The sequence below is a fragment of the Ruegeria arenilitoris genome (assembly GCF_013032855.1).
Taxonomy (GTDB): domain Bacteria; phylum Pseudomonadota; class Alphaproteobacteria; order Rhodobacterales; family Rhodobacteraceae; genus Ruegeria; species Ruegeria arenilitoris.
The window spans coordinates 57,499-70,316 of record NZ_WQDA01000005.1; the positions used below are offsets into that span (position 1 = coordinate 57,499).

The following is a 12,818-nucleotide window of genomic DNA, read 5'->3' on the forward strand; positions in this document are numbered from 1 at the left end:
CGCAATGAGACCTGAATCAGAGTCTGAACTGGCCGAAATCGTGGCCGGGCTGAACGGCCCGGTGCGGATCAAAGGCGGGGGAACCCGTGGCGTGGACGGCCCCGACCGGGTGCTGAGCACCGAGGGGCTGCGCGGGATCACCCTGTACGAGCCCGGGGCGCTGACGCTTGTGGCGCAGGCCGGAACGCCGCTGGCCGAGATCGAGGCCGCGTTGGAGGCCGAAGGTCAGCAACTGGCGTTCGAGCCGATGGACCATCGCGCCTTGCTGGGGTCCACGGCCGCGCCCACGATCGGCGGTGTCGTGGGCGCCAACGTGTCGGGGCCGCGCCGGATCCAGGCCGGGGCCTGCCGCGATTTCCTGCTGGGCGTGCGTTTTGTCGACGGGCAGGGGCAGGTCATCAAGAATGGCGGCCGGGTGATGAAGAACGTCACCGGCTATGATCTGGTCAAGCTGATGGCCGGGTCCTGGGGCACGCTGGGCGTGCTGACCGAGGTGTCGCTGAAGGTGCTGCCCAAACCCGAGGCCAGCGCGACGATGGCGATACCTGCCAAGGACGCCGCAACTGCGGTGCGCATCCTGTCCGAGGCGCTGAAATCACCCTTTGAGGTCACCGGTGCAGCCTATGATCCGCAGCAACAGCGCGCCTTGATCCGGATCGAGGGGTTTGCGGAATCGGTCTCGTACCGCACCGGGCGCCTGCAGGAGTTGCTGGGCCAGTTCGGCGCGGTTGATCCGGACGAGCCGTCGGACGCCCTGTGGCAGAGGGTCCGCGATGCGGCCGATTTTGCCGACACGCCGGGCGATGTCTGGCGGATCTCGGTCAAACCCGGCGACGCGCCCGAAATCGCCGCGCGGGCCGAGGCTGATCGGACCCTGTTCGACTGGGGCGGCGGGCTGATCTGGGCGCTGGTGCCCGCAGGCACCGACCTGCGCGCGCGCCTTGGCGCGTTTTCCGGCCACGCCACGCTGGTGCGGGCCGGGGCCGATACCCTTGCCCGGCTGGGCCGGTTCCAGCCGGAACCGCAGGGCATTGCGGCTCTGACACAGGGGATTCGTCAGAAATTCGACCCGCGCGGCGTGTTCAACCCCGGGCTGATGGGATAGGGCGATGCAGACCACATTCACCGAAGACCAGTTGAAAGACCCCGGCACCCGCCGCGCGAACGAGATTTTGCGCAACTGCGTGCATTGCGGGTTCTGCACCGCCACCTGTCCGACCTATCAGGTCCTGGGCGACGAATTGGACAGCCCCCGCGGGCGCATCTACCTGATCAAGGACATGCTGGAAAACGAGCGTGTGCCGGATGAAAAGACCGTCAAACATATCGACCGCTGCCTGTCCTGTCTGGCCTGCATGACGACCTGCCCGTCGGGCGTGCATTACATGCATCTGGTCGATCACGCGCGTGAATATATCGAAAACCGCTACACGCGCCCCTTCTCGGACCGGGCGCTGCGGTGGGTTCTGGCGCGGATCCTGCCCTATCCGATGCGATTCCGCTGGGCGCTGATCGGGGCCAAGCTGGGGCGGCCGTTCCGCTTTCTGATGCCCGACGCGCGCCTGAAGGCGATGCTGGACATGGCGCCGAAACACATCCCGCCAGTCAGCCGCAATGACGAGCCCCAAAGCTTTGCGCCCAAGGGGCAGGCGATCAATCGCGTGGCTCTGATGACGGGCTGTGCGCAAAAGGCGCTGAACACCGACATCAACGATGCCACGATCCGCCTGCTGACCCGGCTGGGCTGCGAGGTCGTTGTGGCCGAGGGCGCCGGCTGCTGCGGAGCGTTGACCCATCACATGGGCAAGACCCGCGAAAGCCATGCCACCGCCGCCGCCAATATCCGTGCCTGGACGCGCGAGATGGACGGCAAGGGATTGGATGCGATCGTCATCAACACCTCGGGCTGCGGCACCACCGTCAAGGATTACGGGCACATGTTCCGCGACGATCCGCTGGCCGAGGACGCGGCCCGGGTGTCGGGCATTGCCATGGATGTCAGCGAATTCTTGATGCAGCTGGACTTGCCGCTGGGTGACGACAAGGGACTGACGGTGGCCTATCACGCGGCCTGCTCGCTGCAACACGGGCAGCAGATCAAGACCTATCCCAAAGACCTGCTGAAAAGGGCGGGGTTCACCGTGGTCGAACCCGCCGACAGCCACCTGTGCTGTGGCAGCGCGGGCACCTACAACCTGATGCAGCCCGAGATCTCGGCCAAGTTGAAACAGCGCAAGGTGCGCACGCTCGAGGCCAAGAACCCCGATCTGATCGCGGCCGGCAACATCGGCTGCATGATGCAGATCGGGTCGGGCACCCGACTGCCCATCGTGCATACGGTCGAGCTGTTGGATTGGGCCACGGGCGGGCCTCGGCCCCCTGCGCTGGATCGGGCCGGACAGTCTGCGGATTCGGTTCCGATCCTGCGGTGATCGGGCCTGATGCGCCGACGCATCAGTCTGGTGCGGATTAGGCCCGGTCCGGCTCTGCCCTATTTTCGCCAAACGCCACGCGTAAGTAGATTGGCCGATACCTCATGCCGGAGAACCGCGTGCGCACATGGATCAGGGCGATAGCGTTATGTGTTCTGCCATTGGCAGCCACGGCGCAGGATACTGGGCTGCAAAGCCTTGAAACCTCGGATTCCGGACGCGAATGGATGGCGGTCGGACGGCTGAACATCAACGGCACCGGCTTCTGCACTGGCGCGTTGATCTCACCCACCCTTGTTCTGACCGCAGCGCATTGCCTGTTCGACCAAGCAACCCGCCAACGAATTGATCCGGGCCAAATCGAGTTTCTGGCGGGGTGGCGACATGGCCGCGCATCGGCCTATCGCACGGCGCGCCAGGCGGTCATTCATCCGGAATACGAGTATGACCGCGCCGCATCTGTCAGCCGCGTGCGCCACGACGTCGCGCTGATCGAGTTGTGGCAGCCGATCCGAAATACGACCGTGATCCCGTTTGAAACCGGCTACAGGCCAACGCGTGGCGAGGATGTCGGAGTGGTTTCGTACGCCCACAACCGCGCAGAAGCCCCTTCGCTGCAACAGGTCTGCTCGGTCATGGCGCAGCAATCGGGGGTGCTGGTCATGTCCTGTGACGTGGATTTGGGTGCGTCCGGCGCACCGATCTTCTCGTTCTCAGGGGATCACCCCCGGATCGTATCGGTCGTGTCCGCCAAGGCCGAATTGGAAGGCCGGCGGGTATCGTTGGGAACAGCGCTGGAAGAGTCGCTGGAGGTGCTGCGCACCGAGCTGTCCGCAGGGAATGGATTTGGCGCCTCCGGCAATACGCTCGAGCCTGGAAAGAACGTCGGCGCAAGGTTTGTCCGGCCATGACCTGCCGTATCGTGACATTGGCCCTGATTTTGGCCGGGATTGCTGCGTCGGCGGTGGCCCAGGACAGTGGCAAGCGCCGGCTAACCGATCGGGACGACCTGTATGGTTGGGAGGCGATCGGGCGGTTGGACATCGGAGACCGCTCGTTCTGCACCGGCACGCTGATCGCGCAGGATCTTGTTCTGACCGCAGCCCATTGTGCGACGGACAAGGCCACCGGCCGGACCTACGCACCCGGCGAAGTCACCTTTCGCGCAGGTTTGAGCGATGGACATGCGCTTGCAGAAGGCACGGTCGTGCAGATCGCCGTCCTTCCGGACTATGATCCACGGGTTGGCCTGTCACCCGAGATGGTCCGGGTCGATGTCGCCCTGATGCGACTGGATCAACCGATCCCGTATACCGTCGCCAACCCATTTGCATTGCACAGTGGCCGGGTCGCCGGGGATGAGATCAGCATCGCTTCGTACGGGCGCGGCCGATCCGAGGCAATCACGCGCCAGCGGTCCTGCCGGATTCTGGAGCGGCGCCAAGGTTTGATTACCTTCAATTGCGATGTCACGTTTGGATCTTCCGGTTCGGCAATTCTGGCCCGCAATGGGCCGCGTTGGCAGATCCTTTCTGTGGTATCTGCGGTTGGTACCGACGGCCGTCGGAAGGTCGGGTTCGGCATGGAACTTGAGGGGATCGTCTCGGACCTCAAGGCCATCATGCGGCGGGATGCGCCGCAGCCAAAGGCCAAGATCCGGCGGCTGCAGGTCGGCTCGGGCAAGTCCAGCTCAGGCGCGAAATTCATCAGCTCCGGCGGGTCTTGAACTCAGCCAGATCCTTTCCCATTTCATGTGTGTCGGGCAGCCAAACCGGGGTCCGACGATGACCAACGCCCGTCCAATCGGAGGGCAAAACTCGTAAATCGCTCTGAACATGAGGATAACGAACATGCGTAGCTTTGATTTTGCACCACTGCACCGTGCAACCGTCGGCTTTGACCAGATTGCCGACATCATGGATCGGGTCATGACCAGCGAAGTGTCACAACCCAGCTATCCCCCGTACAACATCGAAAAAACCGATGCCGATGCGTATCGCATTTCGATCGCAGTCGCCGGCTTTGCCGAAGATGACCTGACGATCGAAGTCAAGGAAAACGCGCTGGTCGTGGCCGGTAAGAAAGCCACCGAAGACACCAAGCGCACCTATCTGCATCGCGGCATCGCCACCCGCGCCTTCGAGCGTCGTTTTGCTCTGGCCGACCACGTCCGCGTGACCGGCGCCAGCCTGGAAAACGGCATGCTGCACATCGACCTGAAGCGCGAGGTGCCCGAAGCGCTGAAACCGCGCCGGATCGAGATCACCTCGACCAAGGCGATCGAAAAGGACGTGGTTGACGCCAAGCCCGTGAACTGAGGCTGAGACCGCCCAAGCGGCGATGATCGTCTCCTCCCTCGGTTGTCGCACAACCCCGCGTTCCTCCGGACGCGGGGTTTTTCATGACGGTTGCAAAGAAAAAGGGCGCCCAGAGGCGCCCTTGTCTCATGGTCCGTCCGATCAGACCGCCATGCAGATGTATTTCATCTCGAGATAGTCTTCCATGCCGTGGTGGCTGCCTTCACGGCCAAGGCCGGATTGCTTGACACCACCAAACGGGCCCAGTTCCGAGCTGATGATGCCGGTGTTGATGCCGACGATGCCGTATTCCAGCGCCTCGGCCACCTTGTACACGCGGCTCAAATCCTTGGCGTAGAAATACGAGGCGAGGCCGAAGATCGTGTCATTGGCCATGGCGATGACCTCGTCCTCGTCCTCGAACTTGAACAGAGGCGCCAGCGGGCCAAAGGTCTCTTCCTGCGCGACCTTCATGTCCTGGGTCACGTCGGTGATGATCGTCGGCTGGAAGAAGGTGCCGCCCAGATCGTGCGGCAGGCCACCGGTCAGGATCGCGCCGCCATTGGCCGTGGCATCGGCGATGTGCTCCTGCACCTTGGCCACCGCCTCGTCGCTGATCAGCGGGCCGGTCGTTGTGCCATCGGACAGGCCGTCGCCGATTTTCAATGCCTCGACCGCGGCCTTGAGCTTGGCGGCAAAGGCGTCATAGACACCGGCCTGCACATAGATGCGGTTGGCACAGACGCAGGTCTGGCCGTTGTTGCGGAATTTGCACAGCATCGCGCCTTCGACGGCGGCATCCAGATCGGCGTCGTCGAACACGATGAACGGCGCGTTGCCGCCCAGCTCCATCGAGCATTTCATGACCTGGTCCGCGGCCTGACGCAGCAAGATCCGGCCCACCTCGGTCGAGCCGGTAAAGGTCAGCTTGCGCACGCCGGGGTTCTCGCAGAACTCCTTGCCGATCTCGCTGGCCTGTGACGAGGGCACCACGTTGAACACACCCGCCGGAATGCCGGCCTGTTCGGCCAGCAGCGCCAGCACCAGCGCCGACAGGGGCGTTTCGGTGGCCGGGCGCGCGACAAAGGCGCAGCCGGCGGCCAGTGCCGGGCCCGCCTTGCGCGTGATCATCGCGTTGGGGAAGTTCCACGGCGTGATCGAGGCCGCCACCCCGATCGGCTGTTTCAGCACCATGATCCGCTTGTCGCGCTGATGGCCGGGGATGGTCTCGCCATAGACCCGCTTGGCCTCTTCGCCGAAAAATTCGATGAAGGAGGCGCCATAGGCGATCTCGCCCACCGCCTCGGCCAGGGGCTTGCCTTGCTCGGCGGTCAGGATCTTGCCCAGATCCTCGGCGTTTTCCATCATCAGGTCGAACCACCGGCGCAGGATCGTGGCGCGCTCCTTGCCGGTCAGCTTGGCCCATTCCTTCTGTGCGGCCTCGGCCTGCGCGATGGCACCGGCCACCTGGGCGCGGCTGACATCCGCGACCTCGGCGATCACGTCGCCGCGGGCCGGATTGGTGACGGCAAAGGTGCCGTTGTCACCATCGACCCATTGCCCGCCGATATAGGCCTTGGTGACCAGAAGGTCGGGGTTCTTCAAAAGCGATTTCAGGTCGGTCGTGGTATCCAGCATGGGTCGGCCTCCGGGCAGGGAAAGAATTTGCGCGTACCCAATCAGGTGGCGCAGAACATGTCTAGGGCCACCCGGGGGCGTCAATCAATCCAGATTTGATCAAAAAATAGATCGGCGTGCGATGCAAGGGCCGGAAAGCATCAAAAGCCAGCCAGCTGTTGGTTTTGACGCCTATCTTTTTCGATAGGGTTTTGCCAAAGTTCCGGTGATTTGAGAGACCCAGGGGGATGTAAATCGTTATAACATTTCCTATCTTGTTGGGTAGATAAGAAAAACAAGGATTGGACAGATGTCGAACCAGCAATTCGAAGCATTGATCGAGGAAACCCAGGCCAAGGTGCGTGAAAACCAGTCGCAGATCGAAGGGCTGACCTCGCGGATCGAGGCCGCACGCGCCAAGATCGGAACGGCCGAAGCGGATATCGACATCGAAAATGCCACGCTTGAAGACGTGCACGCCCATACCGAGGTGATGAACGCAAACATCGCCGAACTGATCATGGGGCTGGACGACGTCACCAGCGCGTTTTCCAAGGATTTCGACGCGATGCGCTCGAAGACCGGGTGGGAATCGTTCGTGGGCATCTTCTCGAAGGGTAAATCCGAGTCCATGCGCCAAGAACGGATGCGCTCAGCCAATATCGACGACAAGCTGCAGGACCTGATCGCCAAATCCGACGTGATCGTGAAGCTGCTGGAAGGACAACTGGCCGTGCTTGAAGAGCAGCGCGTGAAGGTGGAGAACAACCTGACCGTCACGCTGGATGACCGCGAGGCGACCGTGGCGGAACTCGAGGCGCTGCGCGCAGAGATTCAGGGCATGGATCCGACGATCATCACGCTGGAAAACAAGATCAGCGTCGAACAGGACGCCGCCGCGCGCACCCAGTTTGAGTCTGAATTGGCCGAGCTGAACAAGCAATACAACGCCAAGGTTCAGGAAGAACAGGTGAAGCTGGCCAAGTCCCAGACGCTTGAGCGCTATATCGAAAAGGGCAAGACCTGGGTCGATTCACTGCAGAACCAGGCGGCGACGCAGATGGTGCTGATCAACAAGCTGCAGACAGACACGCAGCAACGCGTGGTGCTGTATGACGCCCTGACCAAATCGCTGAAAACCGCGCAGCAGCAGGACGTGGCCCACCGCATCAACGAGATCGGTGTGCAGACAGACCAAGAGGCGCAGACTGCCATGGCCGCCATCGGCACCGCGACCAATCAGAAAATGGCCGACATGCTTGAGGCGCATGAGGACCACATGGTCTTCGCCCGCGACGTACTGGAGAAAAAAGCCAAGGCAGACGAACGCTTTGCCCGCCGGTTCGCCTCGATTGTTGAGAAGCATGATAAGAATTTGTATGGGGGGTGAGGACGCGATCCGTTCGCCGCTAAAGATGCTAAGTTCAGCGGTGGGCGTTGCGCTCTTTGGGGCGCTTCTCATCCTGTTCGGGTACCTGACCCAATTGATTCCAGCATACCTTGGTCCCGATCTGAGATTGATGATGTTCTTCGTGCCATTGGTCTTCGCGCTCGGCTCATTTGGAGTTTCAGCCGTGTTCGCAGTCTGGGGCGCACTTTGGTTGGCATTCGAGGTATTCCTTCTATTGGTCGATAAGCTAAATGACTAACCCCACCCAAGACCATGTCGGCCTGACCGATACCTTTGCCTCGCGCCGCTATTTCCGCAAATTCGAGGTGATCACCGTCCACCTCCTGCGCGTGGCCGCGACGATGGAGGCCGAGGGCGCGATCAGAAAGCAAGAGGTGCGGATCGTGTCGCGCTACCTCTCGGGGTTGCTCTACACGTTCCGGGCGCTCAGCATGAAATACCTGCTGGTCGGGCGCGATACCGGGCGGTTCTTCGGCAGCCTCGCGATGGACAAGCGCGACAGCGGGTTTCCGGTGGCGGCTGAATTGCTGACCATGGCCAATGACGCGCAGCAGGCGCAGGTACATCTGGCGAATATGCCCTCGGAAGATGACCTGAAAACCGAGATGGTGCGGACGATCATCAGTGACAGGGAAATCCCCACCAAGCTGCAATTCGCGCTGTCCCAAAGGCTCTATTACGAGGAATTGTTGAAAGGTCAGCTGTTCTGGGCTCGCAATGACCCGGAATGCCATTGGATCGAGACCGAGGGCGAGCGGCGGAAATTCCTGATTCATTGGGCGGTCTATGACAGCCAGATCAACCTGCCGGTCATCTACCTGATGCAGTTGGAGGACAGCGGCAAAACGGCCCTGCCCAAGGACCAGCGTCGCTGGCCCGAAGTGCAGGCGCATCTGATGGCGCAGTCGCTTGGTGGCTTGAAACTGGTGACCATCGCCAAGGGGTTCGATCAGGATTTTGACGACCTGCACCCCAAACATTTGCGCCGCATCCATGTGGGCCCGATGTATTCTTCGGCTTATACCGAGCAATCCGGCCCCCTGCGGCAGGTGTTGGAGGACGCGCAAGCCCCCGAGGGGCAGGATTGGGCTCTGGCCTGGACCACCGAAGAGCTGCACAGCGAAGAGGTCATCGAAGAACGCGCCGGGTGGTTCTCGACCGTCGAGCGCGAGGTCTTTGCGTTGGACCCCTTCGGCGGACAGGGGGCCGAGACCGGGGCCACACGCACCCAGCGCTCGATCATTCTTCCCCAGCGTCCGTTCCAGGTTCTGGCCGAACGCAATCCGCCAGGCTTTGCGGATGTGCGCAAGTTTGTGGTCAGCAAGTCCGGGCAGGTGTTGCGATATTGATAATACAAAGGCGATTTTGAAATGAGTTTGACGTCAGACCAGATGGAATTGCGCGAAGACGATATTCGCAAGCACTATCCTGCCGCCACCGCATTGCTGAACGGGTTCGAGCATGCGCCGCGCATAGCCAAACCCGCCGAGGCCGCCGTCGAACGGTCACCGGGTGTGTCGACGGGACGGCGGTTCCGGTCGACCACGCCGGGGTTGGTAACCCGCCGCACTGCGCGGGCCGATGGGGTGCATCTGGTCGAACGGATAGAGGCCGCGGATGACGGCGACGCGCTGGTGTCCCCGCAGCAGGCGACCACACAGCAGGCGATCCGCCGGGCGATTGCCATCGCTTTGGCGGTGGCCGAAACCTATGCGGACCAGACCCCGCTGGCCGATCTGAAACGCGCCAATCTGGCCGGAGATCTTGCCGCCGCGCGCAAGACCGAATTCTCGGATCTGCTGACCGCCGAAGCGTTGATCACCTTGCACACCTTCGGCAATGCGTTGGCCTATTTGATGTCCTCGCATCTGGGTGAGACCACGGTCGAAATCGGTGAAATCGATGAGGTCCTGACAGACAACGGCCAACTCGCCCTGCACGGTGCCCTTTGGGAGCTGGATCAGGTTCTGGCCAAGCACGCGCCCGATGATGCCCATCTGATCGCGGCCACCAGTGCCTATGCAGAGCAACTGATGGAAAAAGCTGCTCTGCGCGCGCAAACGGCTGGCCATCTGGCCCCGTTCCAGAACGCCGCCTGGCATATCGAGGCCGACGATCTGACGATCCGGGGATTTGAGCCCGCGTCGAAAGCCAAATCCACCACGCTCACCATGACGTTCAAGAAACCGAACGAGGTGGTGGGCAACCATATCGCCAAATATCAGGCCATGAAGCTGGCCAAAATGCTGATGGCTTATGATTTTGACCGTCGCCTGAACCCGTTCGCGGAGCTTGGCGGGTTTATCTTTACCTTCATGGGCGACGGCAAACCGGGCACCGGCAAGACCACTCTGATCCAGATGATGGCCGGGCTGATCAATGATTATTGCCAGAATGCAGGCTATCCGTTCCGCTATCAGAACCTGAGCACCGACAATATCGACAGCTATCAGGGCAAATCCGGCCAGAACGCCAAGGCGTTCATCAACACGATCATCGACCCCTCGGTCATCGGCTTTGGCACGATCGACGATATCGATCAGCTGGCCGGCAAACGCGGCGACCGGCAGTCGTCAGCCGGTCAGCTGGAAATCACCGCCGTGCTGATGGAGAGCTTTGCCGGCGCCAACACCGTGGTGCGCGGCAACTGCACCTTTGGCATGTTCTCTAACTACCCTGAAAACGTGGACGACGCCCTGCGCCAGCGGGCGGGTGCGCGGTTCTTGGTGGACGGGCCGCAAACGCGCGAGGATTACATCGACATCCTTCACCTGCTGATGGGGCGCAACCACGACATCCCGTTGGGCGAACACGACGCTTATGCCGCCCAAGAAATCAAAAAGGCCGTCGCCGCCAGCTTCGAAAGCCACTCCCGCCCGCATGAGGACGCTCTGCTGCAGGTCTATGACCGGGTCTCAGGCGAGATCGGCCAGATGGACACGATTGCGAAGCTGGGCACCTACCTCAAGGCGATTCAACAGGCCGATGAGCGGTTCACCGGCCGCGCGATCAAGAACATCACCGACGCAGTCAAGGTCCGCGCGATGGATTTCGAACTGCCCGACGAATGGATGGAGAACCCCGACCTGTTCCTGTTCCGCGACTACGACACAAAGAAGGCGATGATCGAGGACCTGCGCCAGCCGATCACTGTGGACATGGTGATCCAGGAGATCAATCGCTACGCCGACAGCGAGTTCCGATATGCCGACAAGAGCGACGAGGTCGCCATCGAAAACGCCGTCCGCGAGATGGGCCGGATGGAAGAGGCCAAGCGGCGATATCTGGAGGGGAAGGGGTGAGCTTTTGGAGCTTTTTCTTACCCTACTTCGTTGCTTTATTAGTACTTTCTCTATTGAGCTATATTTGTGTGTCTCTCTTTTGGCTCAAGCCGCTCGAAAGGCTACATATTCTTTTGGCGTTGGTAATCGATGTCGTGATCACGATCTCGCTTATGTCTGTATTGACGGTCATCGCCCTTCTTTATGCAACGGGTTTCGCTGTCTCGGAGACTTGTGGCGACCCCCTCACAAGCGGCTTACCTTGTCCGATTCTGGAAAAATTCGGTTGGTCAGTTTGGGCGATACTTATTTGGATTCCAGTGACTTTTTATGGTTTGGTACGAAGGCTCAAAGTGGCTTTCGTCGAGAACAGAGCTGCATCATGATGGATAGCTATCTGTCATCAATCGATTGGCTGCCAACTGAACAAAGGCTCGCTTCATGATCCGCCTCATCGAAAAAGGCCTGATGTTCGGCAATCTCGTCCACATCTCCAGCCCGGCTCTGGTCGAGCGGTATAACCGCGCGCTGCAACATCTGGCGGGCAAGACCACGGCGCTGACGGATTTCCATGTCGATATCTCGGGGTATTCGCCCGAGGTGGGGATTGAACTGGACGACCCGCTCTACCTCAACCCCAACGGGGTCAACCGGCAGTTCATTCTGCTGACGACCGAGCAGAAACGCGCGCCTCTGCTGAACGTCAAATTCTCGACCTCGCGCGATATCCTGCGCGAATTCATCGAGATGAACGAGGCGCAGCTGTTTGCCCTGACCGCCACAGATGCGGTGGCCGGAGAGTTGGTGAACTCGGTCTTCAAACTCACCACCCCGCGCGACCTGCTGAACCTGCGCAAGATTGAGATCGAGGCCGACACCGTCGGCGGCACCCTGCGCAAGGCCGATCAGTTGGCAGGCATGGTGGAACGGTTCAAGACCGAAGAATACGCCTGGTTCGACGATGTGCTGATCGCGAATATGATCGAAACCGCTAAGGAAACCGGCGACGTCACCCGCAACCCTGTCCGGTTGCGCCACACGGTGTTTGAACAGCGCAACTTCTGGACGGCGCATTTCGGCGGCATGTATCTGTTCCCGGATCTGGATCACCCGGCGGTGATCTGCATGGGTGAAAGGCCAGAGGATTTGCCGATCAAATATGTCTTTGACCCGTCGCAGCGAAACCAGATTGCCAAATTTCTGAATTACAACGATCTGGTCGAGCCGATCGTCAAGGCCCGCGGCGTGGATGCCGCCGCGATTCTGCAACAGAAGATGGACTTTCTGACCGTTGACGCCGCCGCGGATGCGGGCATTGATCTGACCGGGCTGGACCGCAGCGACATGCGGCGTTTGGCGCGCAACCACGCGGATCGCTTGCCCGAAGCCTATCATGGCCTCGCGCAATTGTTGCGCTGGGCGACAGATGGCGGGCCTTGGCCGCGTATCACTTCGGATCATCCGGCCTATTTCTATTCGCTGCGCGCCGCCAATACCCCAAACCGCGATCTTGTGAATATGCTGCTGGCCGAGCTTGCCCCACTGGACCCGCGCCAGATGTTCATTTGCCACAAGGAACTGTTCTACCGAACGTATGGTGGCTGGCCGGAGCCAAAAAAGGCCTATGTGGCCGAGTTTCTTGCCCGTGAATATCAAGTGGACAAGGCCGGGGCCCGCGCCGCACTGTTCGGGCATGAGCCCGACATGAGTGGCGAGGACCGGGTCAGCGAGGCGGTGATCGCACGGGTCGGCCCTTGGGGCGCGGTAAGGAAAGAGTGAT

The 12,818-nt window shown here is 61.1% G+C and carries 11 protein-coding genes; 10 read left to right on the top strand and 1 reads right to left on the bottom strand.

Features of this window, described 5'->3' with window-relative positions:
• Window positions 1-4: 4 nt before the first annotated feature.
• The 5 genes from GOW72_RS15770 to GOW72_RS15790 all read left to right on the top strand — a co-directional run bounded on the left by GOW72_RS15770 (window position 5) and on the right by GOW72_RS15790 (window position 4,750).
• Window positions 5-1,105, top strand: coding sequence for an FAD-binding protein (locus tag GOW72_RS15770; protein ID WP_170367513.1), 1,101 nt, complete (start codon window positions 5-7; stop codon window positions 1,103-1,105).
• Window positions 1,106-1,109: 4 nt separating this feature from the next.
• Window positions 1,110-2,432: a glycolate oxidase subunit GlcF gene (glcF, locus tag GOW72_RS15775; protein WP_170367514.1), complete on the top strand. Its 1,323-nt coding sequence runs from the start codon at window positions 1,110-1,112 to the stop codon at window positions 2,430-2,432.
• 119 nt (window positions 2,433-2,551) lie between these two features.
• The gene (locus tag GOW72_RS15780) at window positions 2,552-3,343 is read left to right on the top strand and encodes a trypsin-like serine peptidase (RefSeq protein WP_342355391.1); all 792 of its coding nucleotides are present in this window, start codon (window positions 2,552-2,554) and stop codon (window positions 3,341-3,343) included.
• Window positions 3,340-4,158 carry a trypsin-like serine peptidase gene (locus GOW72_RS15785; RefSeq protein WP_170359854.1) on the top strand — a complete coding sequence of 273 codons (819 nt, stop codon included), beginning with the start codon at window positions 3,340-3,342 and terminating at the stop codon, window positions 4,156-4,158. The genes GOW72_RS15780 and GOW72_RS15785 overlap by 4 nt, the downstream gene beginning before the upstream one ends.
• 124 nt (window positions 4,159-4,282) lie before the next feature.
• Window positions 4,283-4,750 carry an Hsp20 family protein gene (locus GOW72_RS15790; protein ID WP_170342492.1) on the top strand — a complete coding sequence of 156 codons (468 nt, stop codon included), beginning with the start codon at window positions 4,283-4,285 and terminating at the stop codon, window positions 4,748-4,750.
• Between the two features lie 141 nt (window positions 4,751-4,891).
• Here the strand turns inward: GOW72_RS15790 and GOW72_RS15795 are convergent, their stop codons facing one another.
• On the bottom strand, window positions 4,892-6,367 hold the full coding sequence (locus GOW72_RS15795; protein WP_170367515.1) for an NAD-dependent succinate-semialdehyde dehydrogenase: 1,476 nt from the start codon (window positions 6,365-6,367) through the stop codon (window positions 4,892-4,894).
• A gap of 289 nt (window positions 6,368-6,656) precedes the next feature.
• On the opposite strand from GOW72_RS15795, the gene GOW72_RS15800 reads away from it, so the two are divergent.
• The 5 genes from GOW72_RS15800 (at window position 6,657) to GOW72_RS15820 (ending at window position 12,817) form a co-directional block, all read left to right on the top strand.
• Window positions 6,657-7,736, top strand: coding sequence for a coiled-coil domain-containing protein (locus GOW72_RS15800; protein WP_170367516.1), 1,080 nt, complete (start codon window positions 6,657-6,659; stop codon window positions 7,734-7,736).
• A 251-nt stretch (window positions 7,737-7,987) separates the two neighbouring features.
• Window positions 7,988-9,106 (top strand): hypothetical protein, encoded by a 1,119-nt coding sequence (locus GOW72_RS15805; RefSeq protein WP_170367517.1) that lies wholly within the window; start codon window positions 7,988-7,990, stop codon window positions 9,104-9,106.
• A gap of 21 nt (window positions 9,107-9,127) precedes the next feature.
• Window positions 9,128-11,059: an AAA family ATPase gene (locus tag GOW72_RS15810; RefSeq protein ID WP_170367518.1), complete on the top strand. Its 1,932-nt coding sequence runs from the start codon at window positions 9,128-9,130 to the stop codon at window positions 11,057-11,059.
• The gene (locus GOW72_RS15815) at window positions 11,056-11,424 is read left to right on the top strand and encodes a hypothetical protein (RefSeq protein WP_170367519.1); all 369 of its coding nucleotides are present in this window, start codon (window positions 11,056-11,058) and stop codon (window positions 11,422-11,424) included. Before GOW72_RS15810 ends, GOW72_RS15815 begins: the two co-directional genes overlap by 4 nt.
• 55 nt (window positions 11,425-11,479) lie before the next feature.
• Window positions 11,480-12,817: a DUF6638 family protein gene (locus GOW72_RS15820; RefSeq protein ID WP_170367520.1), complete on the top strand. Its 1,338-nt coding sequence runs from the start codon at window positions 11,480-11,482 to the stop codon at window positions 12,815-12,817.
• The last annotated feature ends 1 nt before the right edge of the window (window position 12,818 follow it).